The 17,713-nt window shown below is 31.8% G+C and carries 18 protein-coding genes and 1 pseudogene; 4 read left to right on the top strand and 15 right to left on the bottom strand.

Annotated features, from left to right (window positions below; genetic code table 11):
* Nucleotides 1-55: 55 nt before the first annotated feature.
* From BUB90_RS24125 to BUB90_RS23550, 10 genes are all read right to left on the bottom strand, one after another.
* The gene (locus BUB90_RS24125; protein ID WP_084139264.1) at nucleotides 56-1,390 is read right to left on the bottom strand and encodes an ABC transporter ATP-binding protein; all 1,335 of its coding nucleotides are present in this window, start codon (nucleotides 1,388-1,390) and stop codon (nucleotides 56-58) included.
* Between the two features lie 34 nt (nucleotides 1,391-1,424).
* The gene (locus BUB90_RS24120; protein ID WP_073288697.1) at nucleotides 1,425-1,706 is read right to left on the bottom strand and encodes an ABC transporter transmembrane domain-containing protein; all 282 of its coding nucleotides are present in this window, start codon (nucleotides 1,704-1,706) and stop codon (nucleotides 1,425-1,427) included.
* Nucleotides 1,707-1,710: 4 nt separating this feature from the next.
* On the bottom strand, nucleotides 1,711-2,583 hold the full coding sequence (locus BUB90_RS13640) for a S8 family serine peptidase (protein ID WP_073288695.1): 873 nt from the start codon (nucleotides 2,581-2,583) through the stop codon (nucleotides 1,711-1,713).
* The gene (locus tag BUB90_RS13635; RefSeq protein WP_170865497.1) at nucleotides 2,570-3,586 is read right to left on the bottom strand and encodes a sensor histidine kinase; all 1,017 of its coding nucleotides are present in this window, start codon (nucleotides 3,584-3,586) and stop codon (nucleotides 2,570-2,572) included. Before BUB90_RS13635 ends, BUB90_RS13640 begins: the two co-directional genes overlap by 14 nt.
* 16 nt (nucleotides 3,587-3,602) lie before the next feature.
* Nucleotides 3,603-4,277 (bottom strand): response regulator transcription factor, encoded by a 675-nt coding sequence (locus BUB90_RS13630; protein ID WP_073288692.1) that lies wholly within the window; start codon nucleotides 4,275-4,277, stop codon nucleotides 3,603-3,605.
* Between the two features lie 3 nt (nucleotides 4,278-4,280).
* Nucleotides 4,281-5,519, bottom strand: coding sequence for a radical SAM/SPASM domain-containing protein (locus BUB90_RS13625; protein ID WP_073288690.1), 1,239 nt, complete (start codon nucleotides 5,517-5,519; stop codon nucleotides 4,281-4,283).
* 1 nt (nucleotide 5,520) lies between these two features.
* Nucleotides 5,521-6,534: a radical SAM/SPASM domain-containing protein gene (locus tag BUB90_RS13620; RefSeq protein ID WP_073288687.1), complete on the bottom strand. Its 1,014-nt coding sequence runs from the start codon at nucleotides 6,532-6,534 to the stop codon at nucleotides 5,521-5,523.
* An 11-nt stretch (nucleotides 6,535-6,545) separates the two neighbouring features.
* Entirely contained in the window at nucleotides 6,546-9,068 is a 2,523-nt protein-coding gene (locus BUB90_RS13615) for an ABC transporter permease (protein WP_073288685.1), read from the bottom strand.
* Nucleotide 9,069: 1 nt separating this feature from the next.
* Nucleotides 9,070-9,735: an ABC transporter ATP-binding protein gene (locus BUB90_RS13610; protein WP_073289042.1), complete on the bottom strand. Its 666-nt coding sequence runs from the start codon at nucleotides 9,733-9,735 to the stop codon at nucleotides 9,070-9,072.
* Nucleotides 9,736-9,870: 135 nt separating this feature from the next.
* The gene (locus tag BUB90_RS23550; protein ID WP_170865496.1) at nucleotides 9,871-10,035 is read right to left on the bottom strand and encodes a hypothetical protein; all 165 of its coding nucleotides are present in this window, start codon (nucleotides 10,033-10,035) and stop codon (nucleotides 9,871-9,873) included.
* Nucleotides 10,036-10,595: 560 nt separating this feature from the next.
* On the opposite strand from BUB90_RS23550, the gene BUB90_RS13605 reads away from it, so the two are divergent.
* The gene (locus BUB90_RS13605) at nucleotides 10,596-11,279 is read left to right on the top strand and encodes a hypothetical protein (protein ID WP_073288683.1); all 684 of its coding nucleotides are present in this window, start codon (nucleotides 10,596-10,598) and stop codon (nucleotides 11,277-11,279) included.
* A 236-nt stretch (nucleotides 11,280-11,515) separates the two neighbouring features.
* Here the strand turns inward: BUB90_RS13605 and BUB90_RS13600 are convergent, their stop codons facing one another.
* The 4 genes from BUB90_RS13600 to BUB90_RS13585 form a co-directional block, all read right to left on the bottom strand.
* Complete coding sequence (locus tag BUB90_RS13600) at nucleotides 11,516-11,731, bottom strand: hypothetical protein (protein WP_073288681.1); 216 nt, start codon at nucleotides 11,729-11,731, stop codon at nucleotides 11,516-11,518.
* Between the two features lie 158 nt (nucleotides 11,732-11,889).
* Nucleotides 11,890-12,261: a VOC family protein gene (locus tag BUB90_RS13595; RefSeq protein WP_073288679.1), complete on the bottom strand. Its 372-nt coding sequence runs from the start codon at nucleotides 12,259-12,261 to the stop codon at nucleotides 11,890-11,892.
* Between the two features lie 43 nt (nucleotides 12,262-12,304).
* Nucleotides 12,305-13,372 (bottom strand): GNAT family N-acetyltransferase, encoded by a 1,068-nt coding sequence (locus tag BUB90_RS13590; protein WP_073288677.1) that lies wholly within the window; start codon nucleotides 13,370-13,372, stop codon nucleotides 12,305-12,307.
* 376 nt (nucleotides 13,373-13,748) lie between these two features.
* A complete protein-coding gene (locus BUB90_RS13585; protein ID WP_073288675.1) occupies nucleotides 13,749-14,681 on the bottom strand; it encodes a helix-turn-helix transcriptional regulator in 933 nt (310 codons plus the stop codon).
* 120 nt (nucleotides 14,682-14,801) lie between these two features.
* On the opposite strand from BUB90_RS13585, the pseudogene BUB90_RS13580 reads away from it, so the two are divergent.
* Nucleotides 14,802-15,293, top strand: a pseudogene (locus BUB90_RS13580) (cysteine hydrolase family protein).
* Between the two features lie 485 nt (nucleotides 15,294-15,778).
* Here the strand turns inward: BUB90_RS13580 and BUB90_RS13575 are convergent.
* Nucleotides 15,779-16,588, bottom strand: coding sequence for a hypothetical protein (locus BUB90_RS13575; protein ID WP_073288673.1), 810 nt, complete (start codon nucleotides 16,586-16,588; stop codon nucleotides 15,779-15,781).
* 270 nt (nucleotides 16,589-16,858) lie between these two features.
* On the opposite strand from BUB90_RS13575, the gene BUB90_RS13570 reads away from it, so the two are divergent.
* Together BUB90_RS13570 and BUB90_RS13565 are read left to right on the top strand one after the other, a co-directional pair.
* On the top strand, nucleotides 16,859-17,440 hold the full coding sequence (locus BUB90_RS13570) for a helix-turn-helix domain-containing protein (protein ID WP_073288671.1): 582 nt from the start codon (nucleotides 16,859-16,861) through the stop codon (nucleotides 17,438-17,440).
* A 41-nt stretch (nucleotides 17,441-17,481) separates the two neighbouring features.
* The coding region (locus tag BUB90_RS13565) for an IS3 family transposase (protein WP_139241771.1) at nucleotides 17,482-17,713 on the top strand (232 nt) is incomplete at its 3' end.

The following is a 17,713-nucleotide window of genomic DNA, read 5'->3' as shown; positions in this document are numbered from 1 at the left end:
GCAGTATTACGAACATGGGATTATAGATGCTATATGTATTGATTAATTTATAATCCTATATGTAACCTTTAATATTCTGGTCACCAGCAAAATCAATTACTCTATCACAAATCTCCAGTATTTTAGGTCTATGTGTAATAATAATAGCGGTTTTCCCCTTCAACTTTTCTTTAATTATTTTACATATCTCATTTTCACTTTTTTCATCAATAGCCGCTGTAGGTTCATCCAATAGATAGATATCTCTATCTTCTATGAAACTTCTAATTAAGGCAATTTTTTGATATTCACCTCCAGAGAGATTTCTGTGATTTTCATCGATATATGTGTCTAGACCTTGATCGAACCTTGTAATATCTAATTGTAGTTCCCTCATTAGTTCAAGTATTTTAGTTTCTGTACTATTTTTTTGAGGATCTAATATGTCTATAAGTCTTCCACTGATTACAAAACCTCCCTGACCTACATATCCAATCTTCTCACGAATAAATTCATTCTCATATTCTACTATTTCCATATCATCAAGAAGAATTTCTCCATCATTTGGTGTACATAAATTAAGAATTAGTTTAAATAATGTTGATTTTCCTATTCCATTTTTTCCTACAACCCCTAATATTTCTCCTGGTTGCACACATAAATTAAAATTTTTCAATATATCTTTCTCGTTGTATGAAAAGCAAACATTATTAAATTCTATTATTCCTTGAATATCTGTTTCCGGTATGTAGTTTCCTGTTTTTATTATATCGGGCGTTTCTAATATATCTATGACTTTATTAATTTTGGGAAGCGAATTCTTAATCTCAATGTAAGAGTTACCTAATGAAACAATTGGTCCATACAGTCTCTGAACATATACAGTCAAAACAAACAATGTTCCTACTGTCATATTATTAGTTATCGTTTGATATGTCCCAAAAACAATAACAACTAGCAGCCCTAATACATTGAATAATGTACCGACTGATTGTGCTCCTGTTACAGCTTTAATCTGTTTCATAGTAGAGTCCATAACCTCTTTGTTCAAACATCTATATTTGTGACTCATTAATTTTTCATATCCAGAAGCTTGTAATTCATTAGCATTTTGTAATGTTTCACTTGTGAAATTAGCCATTTCTCCTATGCTTTTTCTCATCTTAACTACAATGTTTTCAATTTTGCCACCAATCCTTTTCTGAATTATTGCAAATACAATTGCCATTGTTAAAATTAACACCCCACATTTCCAATCCATTACTATTATGAAAATGGAGATACCAGTAATTACAATTATATTGACAATACTATTACTGACTGTAGTTGTAAGCAAATTTTCCAATATAGATACATCTTCGCTCAAAATAATTAATGTATCCCCTATACTGTTTTTTTCCCAATATTTCATATTGGTTCTTAACACATTATCATAAATTCTCTGTTTAATTACACATGGTAAGTTCTTGTCCGAGTTTATAGAATGAAGTTTGCTGTAAATATTGGAATATCACAACAATCACTCCAGTAGCCAACATTCCTATGGAATATAGTGTAGCTAGTCTAAGATTTTTTTGTGTAATTCCTTTATCGATAATCTTGCTAACAAAGGTAGGTAGCAGCAATGTTGCTACTGTATATATTATTAAGAATACAAAGCATTTAAACTCTTTGACAATATATTTTTTAATTGGAATATTAAAAATTCTCTTTAATTTATCAAGCATTTATTTATGCCTCCTTTGCTAGCTGTGACAATTTTAAACTTAATTGCTCAGCACTGCTAAAATCTAGAAGAGAAATTCTCTCATACTCTAATATAACGTTAAACTCTTTCTCAAATGAATTCAAAAACTGGCACACTATCTTTTCATTAATGTTTGATCTATATGGTATAAATTCTTCTTGTACATAACGAAATACTTCATTATTCGTATCCTTCCATTTCTCTTTGAGTCTTTGATTCGCCATTGAATTCAAGAATTCATCTCGATCCGTATGATTTAATGACTTAATACGCTCCCACTGACCTGCAATGATTCCCGTCATACATGCTGCAGCTTTACTTGTGCCACCGAAAAAATTATATAAGCCATTTTCTCCTTTAACTAATGAAGGTACCTTGTTAGCTATAGCTTGTATGCTATTATCTTTTCTATATCTAAACTCAATATTAGTATCGAATATCGCCCCGCCTACTCCTACTACTGTATCAAATTCACAAGGAAAGGAAGTCTTTTTTGTATCATTATCATGTGACGCGATCAATATTTTACCATCTGAATATATTTTTCTGCAGATGTCCTCCATATCTTTTTTGTATGTATAATCACTTGTAGATAAACTTAAATGCACCAAATCTATATCTTGACGTGCTACCTCTCTTAGGTTACATATTAATTTTTCAGAGCTTGACATCAATTCTTTATCTAAAACCTTATGAATGTAAAACGCAGTGTTAGGTGCTATATTCTTAATAACAGAGTAACACATGGTACCGTGACCATTCTCGTCTATAGCATCCTCCTTATATAAAATATCTTTGCTTTCTATAAATGTTTTATCTATCCCACTATCCAGAATGGCAATTCTACAATTTTTCATTAATTATACCTACTACGAACTCATTTTTAGGCAAATATATCGAAAATTTTGACCATTTATGTTTTACTGATTTAACAGTGATATATCCACCCTGTTTCATAACTATTTCTCTAGTTAAACTCAAGCCAATACCTACACCTTCAATATATCCATCATTCTTCTCTCTATAAAAACGATTAAATATCTTTGTTATATTTTTATTATCAATTCCTATTCCATTATCCTGAATACAAATACCATTATAAATACCAATAGTTTCTGTGTAAATCTCGACTAATCCATTTGGCTTTGTATATTTGATTGCATTATCTAATATGTTAAACAATGCTTCCGCAGTCCATTTGGTATCACAGTAAACTTCTAAATTCATTTCTCCATATATCTTTATTTCTACATTTTTTCTCTTAGCACTCAATAATACATTCTCAAGCGCTATCATAAGACAAGATTTTATCGTTGTCTTTTCTTGATTCAAATTAATTATTCCTATCTCTAATTCTGAGATCTTTAATATGGATTGTATTAAAAAATCCAGCTTGTTAACTTGTGATTGTATGATACCAAACGTATCTATGTATTTATCCTGATCCTGCAATTGTCCAAAGAGTATTTCATGGTACATTTTTATATTAGTCATAGGTGTCTTTACCTGATGTGCAATGTCAGATACCATACCTTCTATATTATTTTTCTCATTTTCTAATATTTCTTGAGTATGTTGGTGTATAGAGTTCATTTTCCATAACTTATGCATTATTTTCGAAAATAAATCATCTCTATAATCTAAATTCTGTTCATTAATTTCTTTTCCCTCTATCATGTTATCCAAAATATCTTCTAACAGACGAATAAATTCCAATAAACTTCTTCGTATAAAATAGATAAATAGAAAAGATAGTATTAAAAAAGAAAAGCCTATAATAACGCGTGAAACATTCGAAAGCAAAGTTAGCAAAAAAAGTACACTATATATTAAGCCAAAACAAATATAAATTTTTTTCATAGAAAAATGCCTATTACTATTCCTCAATCCACATATACCCCATCCCATATATAGTTTTTATGAACTGGTTATCCTGTTCTTCAATCTTCCCTCGCATACGGCTTATGTACACAGACAAGGCATGTTCATCTATGAAAGCTCCATCTTGATTATATAGAAAATCTATAAAAACTTCTTTTGTAATAACTTTGTTTTTTTCTTGTATAAACAATTCTAGAATTCTATATTCTGTCAGGGTTAAATTCACGGTACTATTGTTTTTATATACTTCTCTTTTATTTAAATCAACTTTCAAATATTTTGCTTCATAAAAATCATCTTGAATTTTTTTATAGCGTTTCAGTATTGCAATAATCTTTTTCTTCAAGATCTTAATATTAAAAGGCTTTGATATGTAATCATCGGCTCCTAAGTCAAAGCCTTTAATAACATCTTTCTCTAAATCTCTGGCTGTCAAAAACACAATAGGAATATCAGGTACTATTTTTCTAATTGTTTCACATAACAAGAATCCATTTCCATCTGGAAGATTTACATCTAAAATAACTAAGTCATAGTTACTTTTATTGATAGACGCTTCCGCTTGTTGAAAACTATATACACCATGTGTATGCAGTTTTTCATCGTTTAAACAGTATTGAATTCCATTGTTTAAAACTTCGTCATCTTCAACAATTAAAATATTATGCATAATCTACTCCATATCCCACACTAATTTTTCTAAGCCTTCTTTTTTTGCCTTACAACGTTTTTCAAAATTCTCGCTATCTAAATATATATCTACGAAATGTAAACAACTCCAACAAAAGATGTTTAAATCACATTTTTGACAATGTTTTATCTTATCTGGATACAGTTTCTCAAACTCTTGATAAGCTGGAATCTTAGTTAGCTTATTTTCATCAAATATGTTATTGACTTCTTCTATATTGAAAATATTTCCTAATTTATATTTATCTTTAACTAGTAAAGCACATGGATAAATATCCCCATTGAAATCTATACATATTTCATTTCTACATGCTTTACAATTGCAAGCCTTTAATGTTTCCTGCATATCTTTTTGGTTAAATTCCTTCAGTTGTTGTGGAGATAGTTTATTAAAATAGTTAACGGATTCTTCCCCTCTGCCAATCGGAGAAAAAGCTCTTGGTATGGGTTTGGTTCCTAAATTACGATTCATCTCATAAAATTCAGGTAACATATAGTAATTACTATTACCAAATACCATTGACAAAGATATTTTATGAAATCCACGCTCCTGTAGCAATACAATATTATCGATCACTTTTTGGAATATACCTTTACCTCTAACTTTTGAACAGGTCTCTTCATTAATACCATCTATACTAATGTCTATACTCGAAACCTTGCTAATAAGAGTATCCACATTTTCCTCATTAATTAGTACTCCATTAGTCATTAGCGTAATCTCTCCTTTATATTTGGAGGAAAGATAATCTAATATTTGAAAAAAATCTTTTCTAACCAAAGGCTCACCACCTGATAAAACAATCTGCTTTGGTTCTAATTTGATTACTGTCTCTAATGCCTCTATTACCTTATCTGTATCGAGATATTCTTCAGAATTACTATGAGAAGCATTCATTGAACAATGTATACAATGCAGATTACACCTGTGCGTCAACAAAAAATAGACTTGCTGCAATGTTTTCTTCTTCTTGTCTTCTATTTTCCAAGCCTCTAGCTCAGTCAATTTACTAATTAGAGTTTTTATGTATAATTTATCTTCTTCATCCTCAAACGACTGTATGATTTCATTTCCACTAAGTCCCATTTTAACAGAATCATCCAAAATTTCAATGCAATTTTTAGAAATTTTTAGCCAATTGCCCGTTTCGGCATTTGCCAAAACCACACGATTATTTCGTTCTAGTTTCTTAATATCATCGGACCATCTCAATTGGTTCATTTTATTTTCCTCCTATTCTACTGTATACACGATACAATGCATGCGTTTCTGCACATAAAAAACTTGGTGCAAGTCCAAAATCTCCTGTAATCATTTTATTTACTAATTTACATCTAGCCCCAATACACCAATGTTCAAGTCCACAACCTTTACATTCCGTTTCGCTCTTTTCTGATTCTTTTAATAACTCTATTACATCTTGCTCTTTCGGCTTTTGAACACTACCTAACTGGTATTTTTCTTCTGACACCATACAAGTACATGGGTATATTCTGCCATAACAGTCTATATTTATCTCTCCTATTCCTGCATTGCATCTGCCTTTCGCGACATGAAAATCCGGGGTTAACAAACTGATATAAATATCAGTTTGCTTTCCGTATCTGTAATATAATTTTAATATTTCTTCCTCCAATATTTTTCCATGATTATCTGTCCAATTCATATCTGAGTAATTTGGAACCGGAACAATATTATGAAATCCAAGATTCACTAGATTTACTATACTTTTGAACAGATATCCTAATGTTTCTGGAGTATACGTGACCCTAGCTCTAGTGTCTTTTCTCTTCTTTAAAATCGTCTGAATATTTTCTATAACCTTTTCATATGTACCTTTTCCTTGAACAGTTTTCCGGTTCATATCATGTATTTCTTTTGTTCCATCAATGCTGATTGATAAATTATATTGAAAATTGTTAATCAAATACTCAGATTTTTCTTGATCTAATAAAAATCCATTCGTAGTTAACCCAAATAATATCTTCCGATTAGGCAGTCTTTCTTTTAGTTGTTCCGTCATGTAAAATATAACTTTATAATTTAATAAAGGTTCACCACCATGGTAATTTACAACAGAATATTCTTCTTTTGATTCATTTATTTTCGAACATATATAATCAAGCGTCTGTTCAGCGGTATGTATATCCATATTGACTCCCTGCATATGTATACCTTCATAACAATAGTCGCAACATAAATTACATGCTGTTGTCACCCAAACATTAAAAAGCATTTGAAGCCCTCCTATTCATTCGTCTTTAATCGTTCAACAATTGTTGAAGAAAAGTTCTTACCAATTGCTATTTTGGGAACAAAATAACATATTAAAAATAATAAGAAACCGATACCTAATAATAGTAAAATAGGATAAGAAAACTCTGCATATGTCACAATACTTGAGAAGGTATTATATACGAATAGAAGAATACCATTTCCTACTGTCAATACAAATAACATGGTTAAGGCAAAATAAATTAGACTCTCATACGTTACCAAGCGCATTATTTGCTCTTTTGTCAATCCAATACTTTCCATAATAACAAAATCTCTGCTGCGTTCAATAATACTAGTATTTATGACGTTAATAAAATTTATGATACCAATCAATGCAAGTACTACGGCAAGACTTCCGCCCATTCCAAACAAAGTAATCTTTGTTTGCTTAAGCCCCTCTATTTTCTCAAAAGCAGAAACTACAACAATACCATCTGAAAACCTACTATTTACAACTAATTTATTAACTGATTCATTAACTGCTTTTTCTGCCTGTTTATTAACCTTAATCATGATATTTGATATAATTGCATCCTTTGCAATTGAGTTAATATATTTTTGCGATACTACTACATACGGTGCAGCAGTCCTTGCTGATCCGTAATTATTATAACTTTCAGGTAAATATCCCCCTATAGTTATAGAATACTTATTACCGGTCATAATAGCTTTACCAGTGCTGTTTTCATAACTTCCTAGTTGAAAAGTTATAGTATCACCTTTGTTTATCAATTCTGGTTTACTGCATGGTATCAAACATATTTGTCCATCTTCAAACGCATTCCAATCTACATCCTTATATTCATTTTTTAAAGATTCTGTGACCTCAATGCCTATCATTTGACTATAAAATAAGTTCGGATAACTCTTAAAATAAGTAGGATCGATATCCTCTTCTCCTGATAACATAGTATCAACATATCTTCCAAATACTTCCTCCTCATACATAGGAACAACAAGTTGCTGCTTTATCATGCTTATTTCACGAATATCCTCCATGTTTTTCAACGAATTTATAAACTCTACATCAAATACTTGCGCAACTTCATTATCATATCCTAGAGCTGTAGTTTTGTTTTTCAGCTCAATATCTGAATCCATATTACTCTTTACGTAATTATCTGTATTCATGCTTGTTACTAAGGCACCTATCGTGATACATGCTGTTATACCAAGCGTCATAGATAGAAGTACAAGGAAACATCTTTTTTTATCACCAAGTACATTGTCTATCGCCATTTGAAAAATTGTCGGTCTTTTTCTTCTTTTCACTTTTCTAGTACGATTAGCTGCGTTCTTCTCATAGCGTATTGCTTCGATCGGTGATATCTTCCCTGCTATTACTGCTGGCTTTAAAATTGCAATAAACACAGTAATTCCGGTAAATACAACGGTCCCTATAACAACCCACATATTACATGCTACAATTCCTGTTTTTTTCTCTAACATGCTATTCAAAAAAATTGGAACCATAAAACTTGAAAATAAATATCCCAGTAAACTCCCAATTAAAACTCCGTATATCGCTAATTTAATTCCTTGCCATAATAAAATGCCTTTTATTTGATTCTTGGTAATTCCAATTACTTTTAATTGACCATAATAATGAATATTATTTGTAATACTAATATTGAATATATTGTAAATCAGTAAATATCCACATGCTACTATACACAATATAATAAAACAAACCATAATGACTACTTCTACTGTCATTTGTGACTGTAATTCAGGATTCACGCTAAAAACTTGTTTTTCTTGAAGGTTCAGAGAGTCTTCAAGATTTTCGATTTCTATATTTTTTATATTTTCCACTAAACTAATATCTGCAATTCTTATGGTTTGCGTTAATAATTCCTTATTATCTTCTACGAATTTTTTTGATACTAATACATAAGCAACACTTCCATCTTTAATAGAATTGTCATATTCGTCAAAATAGCCCGACAATACAAATTCCTTTACTTTTTGCTCTGTTCCAAGATTATATGAGAATTCGTATTTTTCTCCTATCTGTGGATTCGTAACTCCCATTTTTTTTAGCACCCATGATGACATCATAATTTCATTTTCATCCCTAGGATATTTCCCTACTATATTATCTAGAGCTGGCTTGCGATGTTTATTCCACTCGATGTCGTCGTAATATCGTAAAGCATAATACAACCGTGTATTATCCCCAGAATATTCTACCTTACCTGCCTGGATTACATCTTCACGTATTCCTACATTCTTAACTTTATTATTATTTTCTAAGATGGCAATCTGTTTATCACTGGGATTATCTAGAGTAGCATTGCCTGTTGTTCCTAATAGTTGAAGTTGTTGTAAATCATATGATTTAATATAGCTAAATCCAACTGTAAATATTGTCATAAGCATAAAAGATGTCAAAATGATAGCTAATATACTTACAATATTTCTTTCTTTATTACTACTATAATTTCTTTTAGATAGTTGCCATACAAACTTCAGATTCGAATTCTGGTACATTTTAACACCTCACAATCCCATCTTCTATCCTAACAATTCTATCCGCTAATTGAGCAAGATTATCATTATGTGTTATCATAATAACCGTCTGATTATATTTCTTACACGTTCCCCTAAGTAAATTAATAACTTCTAACGATGCTTTACTATCCAAATTGCCAGTCGGTTCATCAGCAAGAATAATTGCTGGCTTAGTGATCAAAGCTCTTGCGATAGCCACTCGTTGTTGTTGACCCCCAGACATATTCCTTGGAAGGCTGTCTAATTTATTCTTGATACCAAGTATTTCAACAATATCATTAAGATATTTCTCATTAACGTTTTCACCATCTGCTTGAAGTGGTAAAATAATATTTTCATAGGCAGTTAAATTTGAAATTAAATTATAACTCTGAAAGACAAACCCAATATTACGCCTTCTAAAAAGGGTTCGTTCATCCTCATTAAATTGATTAATTTTCTTACCTGCTATTATTACTTCACCATCAGAAGGTTTATCAAGTCCACCTATCATATTAAGTAATGTTGTCTTCCCACTTCCCGAAAACCCAATTATAGCAACAAATTCCCCTTCTTGTATTGAAAGAGTTATATTGTTAAGTGCAATCACTTGATTCTCTTTGCTACCATACTTTTTATATAAATTTCTTACAGTCACTATATCCATTTTTTTCACCTTTCTCAAAAAATTCAAAAATGGAGGAGGTATACTCCTCCTCCACTCTATCTGACAAAGCTATTTGTTAATATCATAGTCAATTTATATGTAAAGTCAAATTACTTCTTCCCAATTAAAGAAATTTTACCACCAAGTAGTACCAGATGATGTAGGTGTACCTGTTACATAAGCACATCCCTTTGCATAACTTAAATTACCTACCCACATATGAGATGGACAATCATTCATACAACCTTGTCCTTTAACATCTAACTTTTCAACTTTATCTGTAATTTTATTAGCCTTCATACTTTCTACCTCCAATATTTTTAACAACAGCTTTGTTAATGAATAGTTTATCAATAGAATGTTTCAATCTCACCACAAAACCTAAATTAATTGTTACAATATAGTGATATTTCCCTCTAATTACCATCTCCAACGTTCTAGTCCTTCTAAATGTTTGTGTCTTACATATCTCTAAACTGAGATTCTGTTTTAAAATATCTCCGTATTATCTCCTGTACGCTGTTTTATACATTTAAAAAAAATCATCTCTATGTCTATATTCATTATGTACCAAGTAATAAAATGCTTTAACAAAGTAATAAAAAATCGCAAACCCTAAAAGGAATTTACGATATTGTGTATAGTTAGTACTACAATTTCATATGTATTAATAATTACCACTTAACTCCTTTTCACATTGTATAAATTAACCAACTAGGTCTCTGTACATACCAATTGCGCTTTCTTACTTGTATTATCCCCCCATGCATCTATATTAATATGTGAGGTTCTTTTCTAAAGATATTGACCATTTCAATGATTACACCTTAATACATAAAGTATTGTAGCGGGAGGTTACGATGAAAAAGCTAAAGTTAATCACATTATTATCACTTCTCTTATCAATCATTCTTCTTACATCATGTACAAGCAAAACAAAAGAGAAATCAACGACCTATGGTATCTCTTCTCCAATTAAATCACTATCCTTTGGAATGAGTGTTGACGAGTGTAAAGAAAAACTTACTGATTATACCTTAGAATCTATAAGTACTGATAGTAGTATCATGTATAATCTATCTCCTATAGTAAGCATTTTCGATTACACAGATGAAATAGCTCAAATCATATTAAAGTTTGATCCTGCAAGTACTGAATCCTATTATCCTTATCATTCTGAGGCCCTTAGTTCAATACAAGTTATATTTACCGGAATTAATATTGACAAAATAAAAGAGAAAATAACTGACTTAGTGGGTTCTGAAGGTAAATATTGGGTTGATGTAAAAAAGATTAATTTCGTAACTTGGAGGAGTACTGATACAATAAAGGATCTTGATAAATCATCTTATAATTTGTTAGACAATTATTGGGAATTATTAATAAAAAATTTAAACGTTGATGTTCCTTTTGAAATAAAAAAGGACAAATCTGAAGCTATTAATAAAGTAGTAATGCAATACATAGATGAAAATAATTTCTCAGTAGAATTTTATGGTGGTTTTAACGTATTATTATTTAATTTAAAAAAAGCTGAGTATTAATATTCGTACTCTCCTAGATAGGATCCCTAAGTTTATTTAAACCTTAATTTGATGAACCAAAGTCAAGTAACCTCCCATAAGTTAGATTTTGGGGATTTAGCTTATGAGGGTCGGTTCAATAATCTAACTTATTAGAGGTTATTTTTTTACAGAAATAACTCAATCCCGTTAAGAGTTAACACGATTAGTCTTCCAGAGGACAACATATTTCTATCTGATTTCCTTCTGGGTCTGCCTCATAAGCAATTCTCATCCCATAAGGTGCATCTATAGGGGGGTATTACTGCCTTGGCACCTGCCTGAATCATCCGGTTATATTCCTTATCAACATCATCAGGGGTAAAATCTTCTCCATTCACAGTGGTACATGAAACCTGAAAGGTTTTATTAATATCACCTGACTTTGTTACATGCTCTCCTTGATATAAATTAAAGAAAGCAACATTTGACATTCGAACTCCAGCAAATGGCCCTCCGTCTCATTCAATATTAAGACCAATAACATTCCTATAGAATTCAACCATTGTCTTAATATCATTAACACATATTTCTATAGCTCCAAATTCTAATTTCATATTATACCTCCACTTAAACTCTTAATGATATACGTTTAATCAACCATTAAGAACCACTTAAATCCAAATTTATCTTTTAGTTCACTCATGTAAGTTGCAAAATCTGGCTTATGAGGTGCTTGTATAACAGTTCCCCCTTCCTTTAAAATATTAAATACTCTATCGACATCAGAAACTGTATCCAATATCACGGCAAGGAATAAAGAATCTACTTGAATTTGCTCTTGTTTTGTGCCACCATCAGACAACCTAATCCTTTGTTTACCTATTCGTGCTTCGGTATGGTATATAAGGTTTGTTTCTTCATCTTTTCCCTGCCAATCTACTTCTAAATTAAAGGCTTTTTTATACAACTCAATCGCTTCCTCACAACAACCTCCACAGTGCAATGTAGGTATAAAAATCAAAATCTTCACCTCCAAAATACAAATTATATTCAATTCATAATTGTTAATTTACCTCATTTATTTTATGTAGAAAATCGAACCAAACTTGATTTCTAAAATTTGAACACAGGCCATAGTCTTGAAGATAAGTAATATAATCTTTAAAGCTTGAATAATTCAGATCCATTCCCTTATGTTTCATAAAAGTCATTGTACGAATCGTTTTTTCAATATTATTAGATTTTATATAACTATACAGAGAATCCCACACCAGGCACTCCTGCGTCTTAGAAGCATTTTCTAAATATTCACCCCATTCATACCAATCGGATTCAGATAAATCTTCTATATTCTCAATTGGTGGATATGATGAAAAAGCATAGTAATAATTGTTATATTGAAAGCCTAATTTTTCAGCTATAGCAATTGATCCTTTATTCGTATCGACACATAGCCAATTTATTAATTCATAGCCTTGGTTAAAACAATCCTTAATGACTGCAGAAACAACTGCCTTTCCGAATCCTCTTTTTCTATATCTTTCATCAGTATGAATTCCAATTGTTATCTTTTTGTTAAAACTACAATCACTTAATGACCAACTTACGATAATCTTCCCGTTATGTATAAAGTACCCTACTCCATATTTATCGAATCTCGTATCTTCTCCCCAATCAGCTATCCATTCAAGTAGTTTCTCGGAGTTTTCATAGCATTTTTTTCTTAATATATCTACGTCTATTTTTTCAATCACAAAACCATCATCTAAAGTTATATTACATTCCTTAAACTCCTCAGCAGATAATATATAGTGCCTTCTTATATATTTTCTAACGAATGGATTTTTATGAATAGTTGGTATTACATCTATCCACTCACTGGAATCTGGAGTTAACGGATCCCAAAAATCTATTACGTTTGATACTTCTGAATTAAAATCAGCATCATTATAACTCCCTGCAATTAAGTTACATTCACAGGTCTTTATCAATACAGCAGTTGGATAATCTGTGTTGTTTACATATATTTCACCAGGCATAGCACCTTTTATAACAGAAAGCACAGATAATTCATTTCGAGATTTGATTAAATGTATTACCTTATCAAATTCACAATTGTCTAATTTGTTCATAATTTACTTTTTTCCTCCAATTTTGAGTACAAAAAAACTTGCCTATTGGCAAGTCAGATTATACAGTAGCTACAATAGGGTTCCTTGTACGCAAGAAGTAAAATTTCTGCATACTACAATATTAAATTATTGATTAATCACCATTTCAATATTATTCATAATTTAGTCAGCCCCTTTCGTAAGCAAATTGAAGTTTTTATACTATCTCAATTATTATAAATTATATGGCATCTTATTTCAAGCATATATTTCCAATTTTATTTCGAATAGAAACGTTGCGTAATATTGCATAGCACAATAAACTTTGCTTATTTCAATTTCATCTATTCCAAAAAGCAATACTTACTCGTTTGTCTTTTTCGTCTTACTCCATGTATTAATTTTCGTATATGGCAGCTATATCATGTATTCTACGTTTCATTTCTGTGCGGATATGTAACGGTTCTAAACACTCGCACTTATCCCCAAAACTGAAAAGAATATTGTAGTAGTAATCGTTCTCTATAAAAGGAAAACTAACAGTGTAATGCTCATTGCCGTCAGGCGAAAAGTGTTCATAAGTGCAAAAATCAAGTACCCTGTCTACGATAGATTGATGAATACGGATTTTGATTTTTATTTGCATAGTTGTCAAAATATCCGTAAAGTCTAGAGTCGGTTTTTGATAATCTCGTGGTGTAAAAGCTTTCTCTTGTATTTGTAGGTTTGATGTGCGGGATAGTTTGAATAATCGAAAATCATTTCTTTTATGGCAATACCCTTGCAGGTACCAATGACTACTTTTCAATACAAGCTGATACGGCTCGGCTGTTCGTGCGGTTTTATTTCCGTAGCGGTCTGCATATTCAAACGAAAGTAGCTTGCTTTCCTGTAAAGCTGTTTTGATAATTTCTAAATATGGTTGTATGTTCCTGTTGCCCATCCACGGACTTAAATCTATAAATATTTGATTTGCTTTTAATTCAATGTCTTTCGCTCTGTCGGCAGGGATAAAACTCTTGACTTTCGCAAGGGCATTTACCAGTTCATCACCTCGTATCATGCTTGAAAGACTGGAAATCCCCATCAAGATAGCGGAAAGGTCGGCAGTCGAAAAAACATTTCTATCAATCTTGTATTTCTCCATGATTTCAAAGCCACCGCCCACTCCCGATGCCCCGCGAACAGGAATCCCCGCCATGTTGATAGTGTCTATGTCGCGGTAGATTGTGCGGGGTGAAACTTCAAACATATCTGCTAACTCCTGTGCGCCTATACGCTTTTTATCAAGGAGTATCATAATAATGCTAACAAGCCTGTCAACTTTCATCTGATAACCGCCTTCCAAAATTTCTTTTTATCAGTATAGATTGTTGCCATACTGTTGTCAACAATTACACGGTATAATAAAAAAGCAAACAAATCAATCTACCTATCAGGAGGAAACACTATGCAGAAAAAAGCCTTAGTAATAATAGATATTCAAAATGACATAACAAAGAATTACAAGGATGTTATTGGCTACATCAATAAAGCTATTGATTGGGCAGTCCATAATAATATTCATGTTATTTATATAAGGCATGAAAATTTATCAGCCGGTACGAGGACCTTTAAACCCAATACAAATGGGTCTGAATTAGCTTCAGACTTGAAAATAGTATCAAAAAATGTTTTTACAAAATACAAAACAAATGCATTAAGCTGTGAAGATTTTACAGACTTTATTCGCAAAAATGAATTATGTGATTTCTAAATAGCAGGAGCAGATGCTGTTGCTTGTGTTAAATCAACCTGTTACAACTTACGCAAAGCAAATTATGGCGTTTATGTCCTATCAGATTGCGTTACCAGTTATGATAAAAGGAAAATTGACGAAATGCTACGTTATTATGAAAGTAAAGGTAGTAAAATTATTTGTTTGAAAGACCTATTAATTTAGGCACTTTCCATTTTAACCGCATAGAGCTGATTCTTTAAAGACCTTATGAAGCTGGCGAAGAAGAAAGGATTGATCCTATCCAATCCATTTGATGATATTGAAATCACTCTCAATGGACGCAAGCCACCTAATAATCCAAAGGATTACTGGGATTGAGAATTGGGGAAGCGTTAGTATTAAAGTATCGGATATTGAGAATACCCGTGAAATACATATCCATTGAACGGAAGGCCTTTGTGAGGATGAGAACGGAAAATTGCATCCGGGCAATGATATCGCTACTACTCAGACCTACATACTGAAGTACCAAGCTAAAGAAGAAACATCAAAAACTATTGTTAATGCTCTTTCGGATATAAACGGACTTGACGTACTCATCAAAACTTCTAAAACGAAAACACCCTTGAAGCCTTGAATTTTCAAAGTTTCTAGGGTAATTTGATGAGTGAGAGACGGGATTCGAACCCAAAAGTGGAGGTCAAAATTCAATTAGTATGAACCAGTGAATATACTTTTTCAGACCACTCCCAAATATCAGAACAGTCATTTCCCACATATAACACTTTCTCTTTCAACTTATCAGGTACAAATATTTCTATTGCTTCTTTTTCTTCTAATGGAACTACAATTTTATATATCCAATCCTTTAGAATCACTTCATCTTTTACCTTGATTGGCAAAACACCATCATATGTACGTGCAGGATGATTTGTAAGGACCTCATACTTAAAATAGAATCTAATACCAGGTGTGAATTTTATGCTTAAATCTTCATCTGTTGGAAACCGCTTTAATTTTCGTTCCATGACTAGTCTGTCTCCTGCTTGACAATTTCCCCATGCAAACATTATATATTCAAAGTAATCAGCAGGGTCTCCGGCAGCATTCCTATTCTCTGCCATCAACTGCTCTACTGGTACTTTCCTGACATTGCGTGCAGATAAGAGACTACCACACTTTAATATGCTAATAGCATTCTCTATGGATGTCGTATGACAAACCAAATCAGTCATACATCCCTTTCGTTTTGGACAAGCGGTACATTCTGTAATCTTGTCTGGTTTTCTAATTCCTATATACTTCTGTTTTTGTTTGATTGCTTCTTGAATAAAATGAAATGTTTTGGTTTCCTCACATTTAATTTCGCAGTTTCTGCCGTGATTTTTTTCATATTCAACAAACTCTATGATATTGCGCAGTTCCCATTCGCTTATATTCGGATAGTCAGAAAGTTTCTTATATAGCACGCCATCCCATACCTCAGTAAATTCATGATTTCCTATATTTATTATCAAATTTCATTCTCCTTAATAGTTTGTTAAATTCGTATTTTATATAAATTATTAAATCATAATACCATATTAAATAAAATAAATAAACAAAGTTTTCCAATACTCTGTGTACACCTTTTATCAATGTGCTACATTTACAATCCCAATACGGAACAAGAGAACCTAAATATCATGAATGATGCTCTGAAAAAGCGCAACAAAAAATCCCTTGAAAATGAGCCGACCCCCAAAAGTTAGACCTAAAAAGTCGAACGATTGGGAGGTCGGTTTTTTATGGCTAAATATGACTATACATTTAAAAGAATGGTTGTAGATGCATACAACAACGGGGAAGGTAGTTATAAATTTCTATGTGAAAAATATTCTATTCCGGATACCAAAAACTTACGTAAATGGGTTGCTGCATTTAATTCACTAGGTAATGAAGGATTAATGCGTTCCAGAAAAAATCAAACATATTCTTTTGATTTTAAACTTCATGTGGTAGAGTTATATTTATCAAGTGAGGTCTCTTATCAGGAGTTAGCCTTATTACAAGGCATTAACAATCCAGCACTTCTTACTAAATGGGTAAATGATTTTAGAATAACTGGACCTGAGGCTTTGAGACCTAAGAAGAAAGGTAGTAAAAAAACTTTGGAGTCGAATAATAAGAAAAAACAAGTACAGTCAATGCCAAATATTATTCCTGTAGATACAAGCACTGAACATGTAAAACAACTCGAAGATGAACTTTTAAAACTTAGGATCGAGAATGCTTATTTAAAAGAACTGAGGAGGCTGCGTTTAGAGGAGGAAACTCTTCTGAAAAAACAGCGAGAATCATCCACAGCCTCCGAGGAGATTTCAAACTAAAAGATATTCTCGCAGTTGTCGGCTTTCCAAAAGCAACCTACATGTATTGGAAAAAAAGGTTTAGTAGAGAAAATCCAAACATGGAACTTGAAGAAAAGATCGCCGAGCTTCATGTAATCCATAAAGACTTTGGATACAGACGCATGTTAGGTGAGCTTCGCAAAGAAGGATATTTAGTAAATAAGAAACGTGTACAAAGAATTATGCAAAAATTATCCTTGCAAGTTACTTCTTTTACAAGAAAAAGTCGTAAGTATAGTTCATACAAAGGAA

It is taken from the genome of Anaerosporobacter mobilis DSM 15930 (assembly GCF_900142955.1).
GTDB lineage: Bacteria > Bacillota > Clostridia > Lachnospirales > Lachnospiraceae > Anaerosporobacter > Anaerosporobacter mobilis.
The sequence above is the reverse complement of the archived record's forward strand: the minus strand, read 5'-3'. Positions and strand labels throughout refer to the sequence as shown.

Bases quoted from the DNA above. Each gene is read 5' to 3' on its own strand.
- BUB90_RS24125 (WP_084139264.1), bottom strand. From the start codon at position 1,390: ATGAAATATTGGGAAAAAAACAGTATAGGGGATACATTAATTATTTTG.
- BUB90_RS24120 (WP_073288697.1), bottom strand. From the start codon at position 1,706: ATGCTTGATAAATTAAAGAGAATTTTTAATATTCCAATTAAAAAATAT.
- BUB90_RS13640 (WP_073288695.1), bottom strand. From the start codon at position 2,583: ATGAAAAATTGTAGAATTGCCATTCTGGATAGTGGGATAGATAAAACA.
- BUB90_RS13635 (WP_170865497.1), bottom strand. From the start codon at position 3,586: ATGAAAAAAATTTATATTTGTTTTGGCTTAATATATAGTGTACTTTTT.
- BUB90_RS13630 (WP_073288692.1), bottom strand. From the start codon at position 4,277: ATGCATAATATTTTAATTGTTGAAGATGACGAAGTTTTAAACAATGGA.
- BUB90_RS13625 (WP_073288690.1), bottom strand. From the start codon at position 5,519: ATGAACCAATTGAGATGGTCCGATGATATTAAGAAACTAGAACGAAAT.
- BUB90_RS13620 (WP_073288687.1), bottom strand. From the start codon at position 6,534: ATGCTTTTTAATGTTTGGGTGACAACAGCATGTAATTTATGTTGCGAC.
- BUB90_RS13615 (WP_073288685.1), bottom strand. From the start codon at position 9,068: ATGTACCAGAATTCGAATCTGAAGTTTGTATGGCAACTATCTAAAAGA.
- BUB90_RS13610 (WP_073289042.1), bottom strand. From the start codon at position 9,735: ATGGATATAGTGACTGTAAGAAATTTATATAAAAAGTATGGTAGCAAA.
- BUB90_RS23550 (WP_170865496.1), bottom strand. From the start codon at position 10,035: ATGAAGGCTAATAAAATTACAGATAAAGTTGAAAAGTTAGATGTTAAA.
- BUB90_RS13605 (WP_073288683.1), top strand. From the start codon at position 10,596: ATGAAAAAGCTAAAGTTAATCACATTATTATCACTTCTCTTATCAATC.
- BUB90_RS13600 (WP_073288681.1), bottom strand. From the start codon at position 11,731: ATGTCAAATGTTGCTTTCTTTAATTTATATCAAGGAGAGCATGTAACA.
- BUB90_RS13590 (WP_073288677.1), bottom strand. From the start codon at position 13,372: ATGAACAAATTAGACAATTGTGAATTTGATAAGGTAATACATTTAATC.
- BUB90_RS13585 (WP_073288675.1), bottom strand. From the start codon at position 14,681: ATGAAAGTTGACAGGCTTGTTAGCATTATTATGATACTCCTTGATAAA.
- BUB90_RS13570 (WP_073288671.1), top strand. From the start codon at position 16,859: ATGGCTAAATATGACTATACATTTAAAAGAATGGTTGTAGATGCATAC.